We start from the raw sequence: 17,162 nt of genomic DNA on the forward strand, positions 1-17,162 counted from the left end.
CGAATATTTGCGTTCGGCACCACCTTCGTAGGCTCCTTCTGCCGCGTGGCCTATCACGCGGCAGAAGGAGTTGTTCGGGTGGTACGCAGGATCAAGGTGAAGCTGGTGCTCAGGCTTCGCGCGGAGGGGTTCTCGAAGCGGCAGATCGAGGCGCAGGGAATGTCGCGTCACTCGGTGATCGCGGTGTTCGAGGCCGCTGATCGGGAGGGGATTGATTACGACGCTGTCGCCGGTCTCGATGACGCGGAGGTGTATGCGCGACTGTTCCCCGGGCGAGGTGAGCACGACAGTGTTCACGCGCAGCCGGACTGGGATCGGGTCCACAAGGAGCTCGCGAAGGTCGGAGTCACGCTCAAGCTGCTCCATGGCGAGTACGTGGACACCTGCAGAAGCCGGGGTGAGCCGGCGATGGGCTACGACCGGTTCTGTAAGTCCTACGGGCACCACGTGCTCATCGCGGGGGCGGCGTCACGGGTCGGTCACAAGGCGGGCCAGTCGGTCGAGGTCGATTGGTCGGGCAAGACGATGCAGCTGACAGACCCGGTCGCCGGGCAGACGACGCGGGTCTATTTGTTCGTCGGCGCGTTGCCGTTCTCGCGGTTCGCGTTCGTCGAGCCGACGTTGGATATGAAGCAGGACACCTGGCTGCGCGCTCACGTGGCGATGTTCGACTGGTTCGGCGGTAGTGTTCCCCGGATCGTCCCGGACAATCTGAAGACCGGGGTGATCTCCCACCCAGCGGAGGGTGAGGTGGTCCTCAACGACGCGTATCGGGAGCTCGCGGCGCACTACTCCGCCGCGGTGCTGCCGGGGCGGATCAAGAAGCCGAAGGACAAAGCGAGCGTCGAGAACACCGTCGGCAACATCGCCACCTGGGTGATCGCCACGCTCCGCAAACAGACATTCGCGACGTTGCCGGAGTTACGGGCGGCGGTCTACGAGCGGATGTCGGCGTTCAACGCCGAACCGTTCCAGAAACGCGCCGGATCCCGGCTGGGTGTGTTCGAAGGTGAGGAGAAACCGCTGCTGCGGCCGCTGCCGGCGGTCCCGTTCGAGATCTCCCGGTGGGTCTACGCGCGTCGGGTCCAGCGCAACGGGCATGTGGTGTTCGAGAAGAACTTCTACTCCGTCCCCTACGTCCACATCGGCCGCGCCGTCGACCTGCGGATCACCGACACCACGCTGGAGGTGTTCACCGGGCAGGACCGGCTGACCAGCCACCTACTCGCCCCCGTCGGGATCGTGAACGAGTACCGCACGCATGACTCGGATCTGCCCGACGGTCCGCAGTATCGGCAATGGGACGCCCCAAGAGTCCGGGAATGGGCGGCGAGGATCGGAGAGAACACCACGACCGTGATCAACCGGATCTTCGAGTCCGTCCCCGTCGACGAGCAGGGCCTGGGCGCCGCGTTGGCGGTGCTCCGCATGACGCGCCGCTACTCCGCGGCCCGGGTCGAAGCCGCCGCCGGCGTCGCTCTGGCCCGGGTGAGGTCGCCGCGCTACGCGCACCTGCGGCCCATCCTCGAGACCAAGCAGGACGACCCCGGCAACCGTGATGCCTGGGCGACACCCGGGACCCCACCCGAGCCGACGGGGTATGTCCGCGGCGCCGACTACTACGCGGGACAGACCCGATGAGCCGGCTCGATTCGGAGACCAAGCGGAAGCTGCGCGAGATGGGCGTCTCCCCGCTGGTCGACGCGTTCGAAGTCCAAGACGACACCCTCACCCTCGGGATGGTGTTCGAAGAACGCATCAAGCTCGCCGTCGACGACGCCCACGCCACGTTCACCCACGCCAAAGTCGAAGGACTCATCCGCCGCGCCGGGCTGCGCTACCCGAACGCGGACCTCCGCCGGGTCGACATGCTCGAACGGCGCGGCCTCGACAGGGGTGTGATCGCGCAGCTCGGCACCTGCCAGTTCATTACCCGGCAGCAGAACGTCGTATTCCAAGGCTTCACCGGATCGGGGAAGTCCTACCTCGGCTCGGCGCTGGCGAAGCAGGCCTGCCAGCACCGCTACCGGGCGCACTACATCCGCATGCCCGACCTCGAAGAGACCTGGGCGGTCGCCCGGGACCGGCCGGCGGGAAAGGAGAAATGGTTGCGGAAGTACTCCACCTTCACGCTCCTGGTGATCGATGAGTGGCTACTCGACACCCCGACCGACGACACGAGAACCATGCTCCTCGAGCTGCTCGAACGCCGCTACGACGCCACATCGACGGTGTTCTGCACCCAGTACGCGAAGAAGGACTGGCACCAGCGCCTCGGCGGCGGAGTCCACGCCGACGCGATCATGGACCGCATCGTCCACAACACCATCTGGATCGAGACCGGCGAGGTGAACATGCGCGAACACACCGCCGCGGTCAGCTGAGTCCGACGCCGGTGAGCACCTTCCCGACGGGCGGTGCTCACCGGCAATATCAGCCGGTGCTCAACCGCGATATCCAGTGGTGCTCAACCGCAATAACCAGCGGTGCTCACGGGTCCAAATACTCACCTCGGCTCTCATCGTGTCGATGAAGCCCAGCATCAGTGGTTGCGGGGGTCGAGTTCCCCCACGAAGAAACTCGTCGCTGCTTTCAAGATTGCGACGTCTTCTCGGAGGCGCTTGTTCTCCGCTTTCAACTTCTTGATCTCGGCGTGCTCGACCGAGGTGACACCGTCTCGGGTGCCATCGTCGATATCGGCTTGCAGCACCCACCGGCGCACGGACTCGTGGCCGACACCGACCTGGCGAGCGACGGCCGCTGACGCGGCCGTCAACGAGGGATACTCCGACCGGTGCTCACGCACCAAACGGACCGCCCGGTCACGGAGGGCGGGATCGATCTTCTTCGGCATGACATACATCCTTCCAACTCAAAAGGATGCGGCATCAAACCTGGGGCGCTTCAGGGCGCCGGCATCGGGGCCTTCGGACTCGTGCTTGCCGACAACACCCCCCTCGCCGCCTACGCACAGAGCTCGCAGCGCGCCGTCTACCACATGACACCACCAACGGCGTGGCTATGCGACCCGCAGCGGCCGATCGTTACGGGTGGCCAGTACCAGATGTACTACTTGCACTCCGATGTCAACAACGGCCCCGGCGGTTGGGACCACGCCACCACCGACGGGGTCAGCTTCACACATCACGGCACTGTGATGCCCATCGCTGACGGTGTCCCGGTATGGTCGGGCTGCCTCGTTGTCGACGAAGCAAACACCGCAGGGTTCGGCGCCGGCGCCGTCATCGCCCTAGCGACCCGCCCCACGGACGGCATCCGGCGATACCAGGAGCAGTATCTGTACTGGTCAACAGATGGTGGATTCTCGTTCACCATGCTGCCCGACCCCGTGCTCATCAACACCGACGGCCGATCAGCACAGACGCCCGCCGAGATCGACAACGCGGAGTGGTGCCGGGATCCCAAGGTGCACTGGGACGCCTCTCACGGCGAATGGGTGATGGCGCTCGGCCGCGCCCGATACGCAGGCTTTTATACCTCTCCCGACCTGCGGAACTGGACCTGGCGCAGCAACTTTGACTACCCGAACCCGCAACTCGGCGGCATCGAATGCCCCGACCTGTTCGAAATGACCGCCGACGATGGCACACGCCACTGGGTTTTCGGCGCGAGCATGGACGCGTACGGCGTCGGACTGCCGATGACGTATGCGTACTGGACGGGCGCATGGGACGGCACGCGCTTCGTCGCCGACAACCTCACGCCCCAATGGCTGGACTGGGGGTGGGACTGGTACGGCGCCGTCACGTGGCCCACCATCGAGAATCCCGACACCCGTCGGCTCGCAATCGGATGGATGAACAACTGGAAGTACGCCGCCCGCGACGTGCCCACCGACGTTACCGATGGCTATAACGGACAGAACTCCATCGTCCGCGAACTGCGCCTCGCCCGCCAGACAGGCGGCTGGTACAGCCTGCTGAGCAGCCCGATCGCCGCTCTCGCCGGACGAGCGAGCTCGACCGTTACCCTCCCCGACCGAACAGTGAACGGGAGCGCTGTCCTTCCCTGGAACGGCCGCGCCTATGAGCTTGAACTCGACATTTCCTGGACAAACGCCACGAACGTCGGGGTTTCCGTCGGGCGCTCGGCTGACGGCACACGGCACACCAACATCGGCAAGTATGGCGCAGACCTGTACGTCGACCGCGGGCCTTCCGAACGCGCCGGCTACAACCTGGCACCATATACCCGCGCCGCCGCACCGATCGACGCGAACGCCCGCTCTGTGCACCTTCGCATCTTCGTGGACCGACAGAGCGTAGAGGTCTACGTCAACGCCGGACACACCGTGCTGTCCCAGCAAGTGCACTTCCTCGACACCGACACCGGAATCTCGCTCTACACCGACGGAGGGCCTGCACAGTTCACCGGGATCACCATCCGCGAATACACCACGCCACTCTGATCGCACTGAACCACGGTCTCCAAAATCGTCGTCCCCCGTGCTGAGAAGGCCCGCTGCGGAGTGCCGCCGGGCGGCGATTGTAGAGGCGAAACGTAGCCGGTTGACGCATCGCGTGGCTCAATCTGTGACGCGTGGCCCCTCGCGCAGATGCAGTCCTTCGGGTGGGTGATGTTGACTGGATTGATCTTGCGTTGGGTGCGGCCGGCAGGCGCAGGTGCGCTCGGGGGACGATGTCGAGTTCGGCTCAGACCCCGCAGACGGCACGGCCTGCTTCGAGCGTTGCCCGGGAGCACCCGCTCGACGGTGGCACCGCGACCGGCAATCAGGCGCCTGCTCGGGGCTCCGGCGTGCTTATCGACATATGTGACGACCAAGCCGCTATCGATCATCATGTGCCAGATGACCGAGCGTAGATCGCGGCCCGTGCAGGCCGATGCCGTTGCCCCAGCCAGCGGAATCGCCTCCCCATGCTTTGAGGTCTGCTGCTGTCTGACGCAGCGGACCATCGTCACCCGGGATCCGCCCGATCCTCGCGACAGCGGGTCGGTTATCCGGTGTACGAAGGGGCGTGCTGATCTATATCGTGAGCCCAGGGAAGATCTGCGCCAGCTCGGGAAACGGTAATGGCGGCGGCATGCACAGCGTCAGTGCCAACGTGGAGAAGCTGTGTGCGATCCAGATCGCGTGTGCCGGTTCTCAGCACCGAGTGGATGATCGATGCCATGAAAGTGTCCCCCGCACCGATCGTGTCGATCGCGTGAACCACCTCCGCCGGGATGCGAACCCTGTGGTTGGGTGTGGCAATCACGGCCCCTTCGGCGCCGAGGGTGATCGCGACCAGTCGTGGCCCGTGCTCGAGCACGGCATCTATCGTGAAGTCGATACCTTGATGGGGGTAGAGCCAGGCCGCGTCCTCGTCGCTCATCTTGACGACGGTGGCCAAACCGGCGGTCTTCTCGAATGCCGCCACAGCCGATGCATGGTCATCGAGCAAAGCGGGTCGGATGTTCGGGTCGAAGGTGATCTCGACTGCACCGGCCTGCTCGAGTGTCTCCTGCACCGCGGTCGCCCCCGGGTGAAGAAAAGCCGCGATCGATCCGGTGTGGATGAGTCGAGCTGCAGTCTGCGGAGGTGTAAAGCTGTCCCAATGAACGTCGAAGACGTACTGCGCTTGTCCGTCGGTGCCGATATGAGCGGCGGCGGTGGATGTCGGCCGTGCCGTGATCGACTGAGGCAGCACGTGTACGTGTGAGGAAGCGAGATGATCGGCGATGACTTGTCCGTATAGGTCGTCACCGATCTGAGTCAGAAGCGCCGTAGGAACACCTCTTCGGCCCAACCCGAGCGCAACGTTCGCGGGACTCCCGCCCACGTGTTCGGTCGCCCAAGAACCTTTCTCCACGACATCGACCAGAGCTTCGCCGATGACCAGCACCTCTGGAACGAATGACGCGGCCGCGTTGGTCACTGCTGGTCCAATCTGGTGAGGAACGTGAGCTCGCTGCCGGATCCTTCGATGAGCGGCGTGAGCGATCCGTTGAACGTCTGCCCCTCCGCGGCTGCGAGGTGCGCATCGAAGGCGGCGCGGTCACGGTACTTCTCGATGACGACGAACTGCGTCGAGTCGCTCTTGCGGTACACCTCGAACAGGTCGTTCCCGGGTTGGCTGCGGACGACTTCAGCGTAAGCGAGGATCAGGTCCTCGACTTCTCGGATGTGCGCAAGCTTCGCAGTGAACTCGGCGTACAGGACGACTTCTGCTTCCCGTGTCGCGCGTCCGGTTTCGAGGTCGGTCATGCGGTGGCAGCCCCGGTCATGATCGCGACAGCGTCGGTCATGGAATGAGACTGCGGTGTGATCGTCGCAGCTTTCTTCCCGAGACGCTGCACATGAATACGGTCAGCAACCTGGAACACGTGCGGCATGTTGTGAGAGATCAGGATGACCGGCACACCATGCTCCTTGAGCCGGCTGATGAGTTCGAGAACCTGATTGGACTCGCGGACGCCGAGCGCAGCGGTCGGTTCGTCGAGAATGACGACTTTCGATCCGAAAGCGGCCGCGCGGGCCACGGCCACAGCTTGCCGCTGTCCACCGGAGAGGTTCTCGACGGCAACGGTCACGTCCTGCAGCGTAGAAATGCCAAGCTTCTGGACCTGGTCGCGGGCTTCTTTGCGCATCCCGTTCTTGTCCAGGGCTCGGAACACCGACCCGGCCAGACCAGGCTTGCGGCGCTCCCTTCCCAGGAACAGATTGGAGGCCACGTCGAGCGCGGGTGAGACGGCGAGGTTTTGGTAGACCGTTTCGATGCCGGCAGAGCGCGCGTCCTGCGGGCGCTTGAAATGCACGTGCTCCCCGTCCAGGAGCAGCTCGCCCTCGTCTGGGATGTAGGCACCGGTGAGGCACTTGATCAGGGTCGACTTTCCTGCGCCGTTGTCGCCGATGACTGCGAGGACTTCGCCGGCATGCAGTTGCAGGCTCACTCCGTCCAAGCCGACGACACGGCCGAAGGTCTTCACGAGTCGTCTTGCTTCCAGCACGGGCGTACCCGCTGGCGTGGGTTCAGGGGTGACGGCGTCTTCGATGAGGGTCACTTGCGTACCTTTCTGATCCACTGGTCTACGGCAACGGCCACGATGACGAGAATTCCGATGGCGAGAGTCTGGTAGAGGCCATCGACGCCGGCGAGGAACAGCCCGTTGCGGAACACCCCGACGATGACTGCGCCCAGGAGTGTGCCCCAGATCAGGCCGCGGCCGCCGAAGAGGGAGGTGCCGCCGATGACGACGGCGGTGATGGAGTCGAGGTTGAGGTCGGCGCCGGCGTTGGGGCTTGCCGCCCCGGATCGGCCGATCTGGATCCATGCGGCGACGGCGAGCACCGCGCCGGCGACGACGTAGACGCTCATGAGTACCTTGCTGGTGGAGATACCGGCCAGCCGGGCGGACTCTGCATCATCACCAACGGCGTACACGTGCCGACCCCAGGCGGTGCGACCCAGGACGTACGCGACGATGGCGTATAGGGCGAGCATGATCAGCACACCGACGGTGAGGCGGACGTCTCCGATGGGGAAGGCGGTACCGGTCCACGTGAGCAATTCCGGCATCTCGGCTCGACGGATGGTTTGACCGCCGCTGTACAAGAGTGTCAACGCCACGAACACGTTGAAGGTGCCGAGTGTGGCAATGAACGGGGGCAGTTTCACCCGCGTGACGAGGAACCCGTTGAGAGCTCCGGCGGCCAGAGCAGCCATGAGACCGACGAGCAGAGCGATGGGCGCGGGAAGGCCGTTTTGGTAGCTGGTCTGCGCCATCACCATCGAGGCGAGAATCATCGCCGCCCCGACGGAGAGGTCGATCCCGGCGGTGAGGATGATGAGCGTCTGTGCGATCGCGACCGTGCCCACCACGGACACCTGGTCGAGCACGAGGGAGAGATTGGCGGGAGCGAAGAAGCGGGGGTTGATGCTCCCGAAGACGATGATCGCGAGAATCAGCACAATGGCTGGGCTGATCGCGGGATAGCGGTGCAGCACTCCACGGATACGGTCCAAGGGGGTGCGTCGGTCGAGGAACTCGGCGGCGAGATCGAGCGTCGAGGTGGGCGGGGCGGGTTGAGTCACAGGTCACTTCCGTCGATGGCGACGCCGCTGGCGCCTAATGGTTTCGGGCGGGGCGGGTCGCGGCCGGCCGGTTTGGTAAGACCGGCCGGCGGCGACCCGGGTGGAGTGGGTGCTTACTCCCCGCCCCAGCAGATGTCAGCAGCTTCGGTGGTGTCGATGGACTCCACCCCGTCGACGGGGGTGTCGGTGACGAGCGCGACACCGGTGTTGAAGAAGTCCAGACCCTCGGTCGTCTCCGGTGCCGTTCCGGTGTTCACGAGCTCAACGATGGCCTCAACCCCGAGTTCGGCCATCGCTACCGGGTACTGCTGGCTCGTGGCGTCGATGACACCCTCTGCCACCTGTCCGACGCCGGCGCAGCCGCCGTCGATGGAGACGATGATGACGTCGTCGGGGCCCTTTCCGGCGGCCTCGAGTGCCTGGTACGCGCCGTAGGCGGCCGGCTCGTTGATGGTGTAGACCACGTTGATGTCGGGGTTCTTGGCGAGGAGATTCTCCATCGCGGTGCGCCCGCCGTCTTCCGCGCCCTGCGATGCCTCGTTGCCGACGATGGTGTAGTCGCCGCCCTGGCCACCGCTGTACGTGCCAGTGGGCTCTTCGTCCCCGTTGGTGGCGTCGTCACCCAGGTCGATGCCCAGTCCGTCGAGGAAGCCCTGGTCGCGGTTGTAGTCGACGCTCACCACCTTGTCGTCGAACAGGTCGATGAGACCGATGACCGCGTCGCCGCCGGCCAGCGTCTCAGCCGTCCACTGCCCGATGTACTGTCCGGCCAGGAAGTTGTCGGTGGCGAAGGTGATGTCCACGGCGTCGGCAGGATCGGGGACGGTGTCCAGTGCGATGACGAACAGACCTGCGTCGCGCGCTTTCTCGATCGCATCGAGCACTGCGGGCCCATTCGGGGTGATCAGGATGCCGGCATCGCCCTTGGAGATGGCCGCTTCGATCGCCTGGATCTGGGTGTCCTCGTCGCCGTCCTCCCTGCCGGCCGCGAGGGTCAGGCTGACGCCGTTTTCCTCCGCCGCCGCCTGCGCTCCTTCCTGCATGGCGACGAAGAACGGGTTCGAGTTCGTCTTGACGATCAACGACACCCCGATCTCGTCGCTGCCGCTGTCGCCGGTCGCCCCGCCTGTCCCCCCGTTGTCTCCACCAGCGCAACCGGCCAGACCAAGAACCGCCACGGTGGAAACAGCTGCGAGTGCCAAGGCGGGACGCTTGGCGTTCATGTGATTCCTCATTGAATTCCTCTCGGGCATTCGACGTCCGACTGACATCGATGTCAATAGACGTTCGTACTGCACTCCTGCGATAGCGTCAAGTATTGCAACAGAGAGTGATGAGAACGTGACAACGATGTCGGACCCGTCCAGTCCCCGCAGCCGCGGGCAACGCACGACCATGAAGCAGGTCGCAGCCCTGGCAGGTGTGGGCGTGAAAACGGTCTCGCGCGTGTTGAACAACGAGCCCAACGTCTCCGCGGATACCGCCTCCCGCGTGAACGCTGCGGTGCGAGCGTTGGACTACCAGATTGACCTCCAGGCAGGAAGTCTGCGACGCGTCGACGGGCGTACGAAGACGCTGGGTTTGCTTGTCGGTAGCGTGGACAACCCCTTCTCTGGCTCGATCCAACGTGCCGTCGAAGACACAGCTGCGCGCCGGCAGACCGCGGTATTCGCCTCGAGTCTGGACGATGATCCGAGCCGAGAGGAGTCAGCCGTTCGCGCGTTCCTTCAGCGTCGCGTCGACGGGCTGATTCTGACTACCGCCCGACCCCGGCCCGATTACGTCGGCACCCTGCACAGTCGCGGCATACCCGCCGCGTTCATCGATCGGAAACCGGTCGACGTCGATCTCGACTCCGTCACGAGCGATAATCGCTCCGGTGCCGAACGAGCCACTGCGCACTTGATCCGCCATGGCCACCGCCGGATAGCTCTGCTCGCCGACCGCAGCGATCTGGAGACCGCCGCTGAACGCCACCGGGGCTTCCTCGACGCGATCGGTCAAGCTGGAATTCCGACAGCCGACACCTCTGTCGTCATGGGACTGCACGACGAACGCGCAGCGCACGAGGCCCTCCGACATCTGCTTGCTTCCCCGGAGCCGCCGACGGCGGTTTTCAGCGCACAGAACCTCGTCACGGTCGGAGCCGTGCACGCCCTACGCGAGGCTCGGATGCAACATTCCGTTGCGCTGATCGGTTTTGACGACGTGCCCCTCGCTGACCTCCTCGACCCCGGCATCTCAGTTATCGCCCAGAATCCATATGAGATCGGACGGGTAGCTGCAGAGCGTGTGTTCGCCCGTCTGGACGGAGACGACAGCGAACCCGAGCACATTGTCATCCCGACCAAACTCATCACCCGAGGAAGCGGCGAGATCACCGCACCGCGCTCCGCACGCTGACAGCTCGCAGGCGCTGACAACGATGACACTGCACTAGATTTCGTCGTTGCGTTGTCCAGTGGACAGGCCCTACTGTCTGACTCCAATGACCTGACATCGATGTCAACAGCTGCTTCACGGCGGCACGCACAAAGGAGCGCGTGTGAACACTCACACACAACTCTGGACCACCAGAACGGCGTCGGCTCGAAGCCGCGCACGAACGATCACCGCCGCCATCACCGTCGCGCTAGCCGCGTCGCTAGGAGCGGTGGCCATCTCCCCCGCTCACGCAGCGGCCGTCCCACCTGGCGACGAGGCGTACCGCCCGTTGGTGCACTTCTCTCCCGAACGCAACTGGATGAACGATCCCAACGGTCTCGTTTTTCACGACGGCGTCTACCACCTGTATTTCCAGCACAACCCCAGCGGTGACCGGTGGGGCAACATGAGCTGGGGACACGCCACCAGCCCGGATCTGCTCACCTGGACAGAACAACCTCTGGCCATCCCACAGACCCTGAACGATCAGGGGGAGGCCATCGAGAGCATCTTCTCCGGCTCCGTGGTCGTCGACGAGAACAACACCTCCGGATTTGGAGACGGCACCAACACGCCCCTCGTTGCCGTCTACACGAGCGCATACGAACCCGCCCATCCGACCCTCGCCGGGCGGCAAGCGCAGTCCCTCGCGTACAGCCTCGACGACGGCTATACCTGGACCAAGTTCGAGCAGAACCCGGTCCTGGACCGCGGATCAGCGAACTTCCGCGATCCGAAGGTGTTCTGGTACGACGGACCCGCCGGCGCATATTGGGTCATGGTCGCCGTCGAGGCGGTAGACCACAAGGTAGTGCTGTACAAGAGCTCGAACCTGCGTGAATGGGAACACCTCTCCGACTTCGGCCCCGCCAACTCGACCGGCGGCATCTGGGAGTGCCCTGACTTGTTCGAGTTGCCCGTGGACGGCGACCCGACCACCACCAAGTGGGTCATGGTCGTGAACCTCAACCCCGGAGCAGTTGCTGGTGGCAGCGGCGGACAGTACTTTGTCGGCGATTTCGACGGCACCACCTTCACCAGCGAAACCACCCAGGGCGCGCAGGACACCCCTGTCGGAAACGTCTTCGCAGGCTTCGACGATGGCGACTTCGACGGATGGACAGTTGCCAACGAACCGGGTAACTGGAAGGACGGCCCCTGGGGTCTCGCACCGACAGCAGGAGCCCTGGACGGTCAGAGCCCTGTCACCGGTTTCATCGGCGCGGGACTGGTGAACGGCTTCCACGACGGCGACTGGCCGGTCGGCACCCTCGAGTCTCCCGCGTTCACCGTGTCCGACTCGCACATCAACCTCCTCGTCGGCGGCGGTCGCCACCCTCACGTCAACGACGCCCAACTCACCAACGAACCCCCGGCCGGCACGACCGTCTTCGACTTCGAAACCGCGGACGGGCAAACCCTGGCAGACACGGGATGGCATATCACCGGCGACTTCGCCACCGACCCGACACGCAACCCCTCCACCGCGGGCGGCGAGTACTACCTGGGCGCAAAGCGGATCAACACGTGGGAGGGCGGCCCGCGGGGCGACGACAACACCGGCGAGCTCCTCTCGCCCACGTTCGCTCTGGACGGCGACTACGTGTCATTCCTCATCGGCGGCGGAAAGCGCTCCGACGGCACCCTGCAGGCCGAGCTCGTCGTCGACGGACAGGTCGTGCGATCACAGACCGGCCCTGAGGCCGGCGCATTGAACTGGGCGTCTTGGGACGTGTCGGACTTCGCCGGCCAGCAGGCACAGATCCGAATCCGTGACGACGCCACCGGCGGATGGGGTCACCTCACCTTCGACCATGTCGTCGTCGGTGATACCCCCGCCAAGGTGCGCACGGACGAGACCTCTATCAACCTCATCGTCGACGGTGAAGTTGTGCGCTCCGCGACAGGCTCCAACAGCGAAACCCTCGACTGGGCAAGCTGGAACGTCACCGAGTTCGAGGGACAGCAAGCCACCATCCGTGTCGTGGACAATAACCGTTCCGGATGGGGACACATCCTCCTCGACCAGGTGATGTTCGCTGACCAGGCCGCACCCACACGGCTGGAAAGCTACGACTGGCTCGACTGGGGTCGGGACTATTACGCCACGGTGTCGTACTCCGGCACCCCCGACGAGAGCTCCCGCGTAATGCAGGGGTGGATGAACAACTGGGACTACGCCAACGACATCCCCACCTCCCCGTGGCGCAGCTCGATGGCACTTCCCCGCGAGGTCGCCCTCGCCAGTACCGAGGACGGTCCGCGTCTCACCCAGAAGGTAGTGGCGCACATCGATGACCAGCTCGACACCGCGAACACGCAGACCCTCACCGACGTAAACATCGACGGCGAGACGGATCTTCAGCTGGACGGGGACGTGGTGAAGATCGACGTCACGCTGCGTCCCGGAGATGCGGAACAGGCGGGGATCACCGTCTTCGGCGACGCCACCTCCGGCACCCACATCGGCTACGACACCACTACCGGGCGGGTGTTCGTCGATCGACGCGACTCCGGGAACGTGGACTTCCACCCGGCCTTCGCGTCCGTTCAGGATGCACCGGTCGCACTCGAAGACGGCACCATCACCCTCGAGGCCTACCTCGACCGGGCGTCCGTCGAATTGTTCACCGCGGACGGGCGCACCACCATCACCGACCAGGTATTCCCCAACGCCGGTGCTGACCAGATCAGTGCATGGTCCAAGGGAGGCGCAGCTGTGATCGAAAGCATCAGCGTCACACCCATCACACCCACCATGTGGAAGGTCCCGCCCGCCATTGAGGCTCCGGGCGCACCCACCGCGGTGACCGCCACCGCAAAGACCGGAGGCGCAACCATCGCCTGGACGACACCGGCCAGCGACGGCGGCTCCCCCATCACTGAATACCGCGTCTACCAAGAAGGAGTAGACGCGCCCGTAGCGAGCACCACCTCACCCATGGCCGCCGTGACTGGACTGAACCCCGGCACGACAGCTCGGTTCGCCGTCACCGCAGTCAATGCGGCCGGTGAGTCCCCGAGATCGGACTGGTCCGCCACGGTGACCGTTCCCGATGGCGCGACCGCCAAACCAGCCAAGGGGACGCTCTCGCACGACAACGGGTGGGACACCGGCCTCGCCGACGGCGACTATAACGTCACCATGAACCTGTGGTGGGGGCAGAACGCGACAAGCTTCCGGCTCTACGAGAACGGCACGCTCATCGCCACCGTCCCGCTCGAATACGGCGGCACCGCCGCACAAACCGCGAGCGTCCCCATCACTGGGAAAAAGAACGGCACCTACGTGTACACCGGCGAGCTCGTCAATTCGAAGGGCGTAACAACTACCTCGAGCATCGCAGTCAAGGTGACACAGGCCACACCGGCGACTCCCGTCCTCAGTCACAACAACTACGACGGCGACGGCAGCTACACCCTCACCGCCAACCTCTGGTGGGGGACCAACGCCACCAGCTACCGGTTCATCGAGGGAGACACCGTAATTGCCGAAGGAACGCTCACACCCCGCACCCCGCACGCACAGACAGCACGAGCTGAAGTGACCGGAGCCAGCAAGGGAAAGCACACCTATCGAGTCGAGTTCACGAACGCCGCCGGCACCACCACAAGCGCGCCGCTGACCGTCAACGTGCTCCGCCCATAGCGACGGGCACCGGCGAGGGGGAAGCAAATGCTGATGCGGCGTTTGCTTCCCCCTCACTTCGCCGCATTCACTTTCACCGTCTGAGTCGGCTGGGAGTGCATTGCGCCATCGAGCGCTCTCACGGTGACGCCACCCTGCGCACACACCGTCCCCGGCGCCTTGTGCGCACGCATGAAATGACGCACGAGCATCACCGCGACGTCAACGGGCGCGCACTGGCATTGACCGCTCGATCCGCTCGGCCTCTGCGTCAGCAGAAGCCCTAGGAACTCCCCGCGCAATGCCAACGATCCGACAAAGAGTGGAGGATACTGCTCGTCAGGAGCGCCAGGGCGGGTCGGCGCCCGGACGGGACACGGTGACCGCCGCGGCGCGCGCGCAGCTCTCCAGCATCGCGCCCACCTCGCCCAGGTCGAGTCCGGCCAGGACGTCCCGACCATCGGCTTCACCGGCGCGCGCGACGACCTCAGCGATCAGGGTGCCCATGAAGGTGTCGCCCGCGCCCACGGTGTCGACGACCGTCACGATGGGGGCACCGATCCGCACCAGGCCCTGAGGCGTCACGGCATCCGCGCCATCCCCTCCCCGGGTGACGACGACAACCGACGGGCCGCTCTGCGACCACACGCGCGCGGTATCGAGAGGATCGCTCTGCGGATAGAGCCAGCCGAGGGCCTCGTCGCTCGCCTTCACGATGTCGGCCAGGGCGACGATCCGCTCCACGCACGCGCGATGCGCATCCGCGGCGCCGAGCAGCGCCGGGCGCAGATTCGGGTCGTAGGTGACCAGCAGCGACGCATGATCACCGCGCACCCTACCGACCCGTCGACCCCGCCGGCGCCGAGCCCCAACGACTGTTGAGCACGAGGGACCAATGCCGAGAAGTCTTCGCGATCGGTGTGAGATCCCGAGCCGCTGGCACACGCTCGCGACATGGATCGACATGAACGGCTTGCCGTGATCGATGATGATCGTGTCGGGAAGGATGCCGGGGCGGCGGAACCGCAGCGCCTTGAGGTTCTCGACGTCGATGACGATGTTCTCGGGCACGCCATGGAAAGGCCAGGCGGCTCGGTCCCCCCACTCGGCCGGCATCTCGCGCGGCGACAACGCCTCCATCAGCACCCCCGCGACATCCACCGCCTTTGTTGAGACAGGTGCGAGGCGAAGCCCGAGGATCGACCTGTCGTACAGGTCGAGAGCAACCGTCAGCTCCGCGCGCATCCACTTTCCGGTAACGGGTGCGACGCCGAAGACGTTGAGGGGCGTCGTGTCGAGAACGACGTACTCACCGGGTCTCGTCGCGACCAATCGTCCGTACGGCACGGGCGGCCGCGTTTCGATGGATCGCTGGGTCCGCATGCTGGCGCCGAACGTGCCCTTCCCGCGGGTGAGCTCGGCGACCGCCTCACGAGCTGTGGACTCGGAGGGGATCCGGACGTCGGAATTCGGGTACTCGCGCTTGACCCTCGCCAAGACGATCGCGAGAGTGGTCGTGACGCTGCGTTTGGCGCCGCGGACGTTCTCCTCAACGACGCGTCGGCACATGTCGACCCAGCGCGGATCGAGCCCGGAGAGCGCAGGCGTCCACGACGTCTTCCGGAAGTCGAGCAGCGCGAGATCCTCGCCTTCGTCGAAGCGATCGTCCCACCGCTTCAGTGTCTTCGGGCTGACCCCGAGCTCTGCGGCCTTGGAACGACGGCGCTCGTGGATGGTCGTGAGCCTCGGGTTGAACTCCGGTCGAGGCTCGTGCGGCTGGGCAAGAGTCGGGATCCCTGACGCAAACCCGGTGCGCATCTCTCGGACGTGCGCAGCCTTCCGCCTTGCCTCGTCGCGCTGCTCTTCCGTCGCGTCTGCCCAGATCAGGGCGAGCGGTGTGAGCGCGGCCTGCTCCGACGGCAGACCGAAGGCGTCAATTGCGTCGCGCAGAAGCTCGACGAGCCGCACGCGACGGGTCTTCTTGGCGCCGTCGACGAGGACAACGGCGTCGCCCGCGATCTCGATGACGGTGCAGAGACAGCCGTCGAACGAGACGGTGCTGCCGATGCGGATATCGAAGGTGTTGCTCATGGCGTCTCCAATGCGGTGTGGTTGGCAAGGGCGGATGTGAGGTCGCAGAGAATCGAGCGGCGCCAGAGCAGGTGGAGCACGACCGCCCGCGCATAGGGGATGTCATCCAAGGCGGCTCCGGCGCTCCGCATGGCCGTGCCAAGTGTGGGCGCCTCGCAGATAGCCGCCTCGACGACTCCCACGTCGCGTCGGGGGAACTGCCAGAGGCGTCGATACCCCGCCAGGAACCGGACGTTGGAGAGCAGCGTTGGGTCGGGTTCTGTGACGATCCGATATCCCCATCCGCGGGATCGGATGATGTCGCCCGCCCACCGGAGAGCACCCGCGATCTCCGGATTCTCCAGCCGGCGCTTCGGCTTGACCTCGATCACCGTGAAGCGATGGTCGTCGTGCTCGATCATGTAGTCGGGCACGTAGCTTCGCTCAACACCGTCTCGATCGGCGATCAACTCGAATGGCTGCGATGCGATCCGAACCGCCCGATGGTCGAAGTCCTCGAGGAGAAGCGCCGCGAGCTCGAGGCGACTCTCGTACCCGACGAAGCCTTCCGTGGTGGCGCACCAGTAGCGCCCTGGGTAGTGCCGCTGTCCCCGATGCCAGCGGAACGTCCGCCGAGGCTCGGCCTCGAAAACGCGTCGAGCCCCGAGATCCGCGAGGTTGCCCCGCTCGAGGTCATTCCCGTCGAGTCGCAGCGTGTACTGCGGTGGCGATGTTGGCACGTCAACTCCTACGAGTCGCGAATAATGAGTCATAACTCTTGATTCGTTACCGTACGGAGGTCTCTTCTGTTCTTAAGGTTCGACACGCGGGTCGAGTTCTTCGCGTTGGAGTTCTCGCGCATGCCGATGGCTGCGAGCAGTGAATGTGACATTTACGCTGGGGAAGTCAGATACACAACACGCGCCACGCCGTCGGACCACGCCCCGCGATGCTCCTGCTGCGCTGAGCGCCTCATGCGAAAATGA

At 65.0% G+C, this 17,162-nt stretch carries 12 protein-coding genes and 1 pseudogene; 5 read left to right on the forward strand and 8 right to left on the reverse strand.

The genetic code is table 11. The features are described 5' to 3' along the window. The first annotated feature begins 78 nt into the window (after positions 1 to 78). Both istA and AB2L57_RS17240 read left to right on the forward strand, forming a co-directional pair. On the forward strand, positions 79 to 1,641 hold the full coding sequence (gene istA / locus AB2L57_RS17235; RefSeq protein WP_409047689.1) for an IS21 family transposase: 1,563 nt from the start codon (positions 79 to 81) through the stop codon (positions 1,639 to 1,641). Beyond that, positions 1,638 to 2,384 carry an ATP-binding protein gene (locus tag AB2L57_RS17240; protein WP_409047690.1) on the forward strand — a complete coding sequence of 249 codons (747 nt, stop codon included), beginning with the start codon at positions 1,638 to 1,640 and terminating at the stop codon, positions 2,382 to 2,384. The genes istA and AB2L57_RS17240 overlap by 4 nt, the downstream gene beginning before the upstream one ends. Positions 2,385 to 2,510: 126 nt before the next feature. Here AB2L57_RS17240 and AB2L57_RS17245 read toward each other — a convergent pair. Then, a pseudogene (locus AB2L57_RS17245) lies at positions 2,511 to 2,854 on the reverse strand (transposase); the annotation flags it as partial. Between the two features lie 144 nt (positions 2,855 to 2,998). Here AB2L57_RS17245 and AB2L57_RS17250 point away from each other — a divergent pair. Beyond that, on the forward strand, positions 2,999 to 4,429 hold the full coding sequence (locus tag AB2L57_RS17250) for a glycoside hydrolase family 32 protein (protein ID WP_409048648.1): 1,431 nt from the start codon (positions 2,999 to 3,001) through the stop codon (positions 4,427 to 4,429). A 547-nt stretch (positions 4,430 to 4,976) separates the two neighbouring features. On the opposite strand, the gene AB2L57_RS17255 is transcribed toward AB2L57_RS17250, so the two are convergent. From AB2L57_RS17255 to AB2L57_RS17275, 5 genes are all read right to left on the reverse strand, one after another. Then, positions 4,977 to 5,897 (reverse strand): carbohydrate kinase family protein, encoded by a 921-nt coding sequence (locus AB2L57_RS17255; RefSeq protein ID WP_409047691.1) that lies wholly within the window; start codon positions 5,895 to 5,897, stop codon positions 4,977 to 4,979. Beyond that, entirely contained in the window at positions 5,894 to 6,226 is a 333-nt protein-coding gene (locus AB2L57_RS17260; RefSeq protein ID WP_409047692.1) for a putative quinol monooxygenase, read from the reverse strand. The genes AB2L57_RS17255 and AB2L57_RS17260 overlap by 4 nt, the downstream gene beginning before the upstream one ends. Then, on the reverse strand, positions 6,223 to 7,023 hold the full coding sequence (locus tag AB2L57_RS17265; protein ID WP_409047693.1) for an ATP-binding cassette domain-containing protein: 801 nt from the start codon (positions 7,021 to 7,023) through the stop codon (positions 6,223 to 6,225). The genes AB2L57_RS17260 and AB2L57_RS17265 overlap by 4 nt, the downstream gene beginning before the upstream one ends. Next, a complete protein-coding gene (locus tag AB2L57_RS17270) occupies positions 7,020 to 8,054 on the reverse strand; it encodes an ABC transporter permease (RefSeq protein WP_409047694.1) in 1,035 nt (344 codons plus the stop codon). Before AB2L57_RS17270 ends, AB2L57_RS17265 begins: the two co-directional genes overlap by 4 nt. A 113-nt stretch (positions 8,055 to 8,167) precedes the next feature. Then, the gene (locus tag AB2L57_RS17275; RefSeq protein ID WP_409047695.1) at positions 8,168 to 9,277 is read right to left on the reverse strand and encodes a substrate-binding domain-containing protein; all 1,110 of its coding nucleotides are present in this window, start codon (positions 9,275 to 9,277) and stop codon (positions 8,168 to 8,170) included. Between the two features lie 172 nt (positions 9,278 to 9,449). Between AB2L57_RS17275 and AB2L57_RS17280 the strand changes: the two genes are divergently transcribed. Then, positions 9,450 to 10,457, forward strand: coding sequence for a LacI family DNA-binding transcriptional regulator (locus tag AB2L57_RS17280; RefSeq protein WP_409047696.1), 1,008 nt, complete (start codon positions 9,450 to 9,452; stop codon positions 10,455 to 10,457). 250 nt (positions 10,458 to 10,707) lie between these two features. Next, on the forward strand, positions 10,708 to 14,127 hold the full coding sequence (locus AB2L57_RS17285; RefSeq protein WP_409047697.1) for a GH32 C-terminal domain-containing protein: 3,420 nt from the start codon (positions 10,708 to 10,710) through the stop codon (positions 14,125 to 14,127). Between the two features lie 318 nt (positions 14,128 to 14,445). On the opposite strand, the gene AB2L57_RS17290 is transcribed toward AB2L57_RS17285, so the two are convergent. Both AB2L57_RS17290 and AB2L57_RS17295 read right to left on the reverse strand, forming a co-directional pair. After that, on the reverse strand, positions 14,446 to 16,197 hold the full coding sequence (locus tag AB2L57_RS17290; RefSeq protein ID WP_409047698.1) for a PfkB family carbohydrate kinase: 1,752 nt from the start codon (positions 16,195 to 16,197) through the stop codon (positions 14,446 to 14,448). Next, a complete protein-coding gene (locus AB2L57_RS17295; protein WP_409047699.1) occupies positions 16,194 to 16,916 on the reverse strand; it encodes a TnsA-like heteromeric transposase endonuclease subunit in 723 nt (240 codons plus the stop codon). Before AB2L57_RS17295 ends, AB2L57_RS17290 begins: the two co-directional genes overlap by 4 nt. Positions 16,917 to 17,162: the final 246 nt, after the last annotated feature.

The organism is Microbacterium sp. HA-8 (genome assembly GCF_046111165.1).
GTDB lineage: Bacteria > Actinomycetota > Actinomycetes > Actinomycetales > Microbacteriaceae > Microbacterium.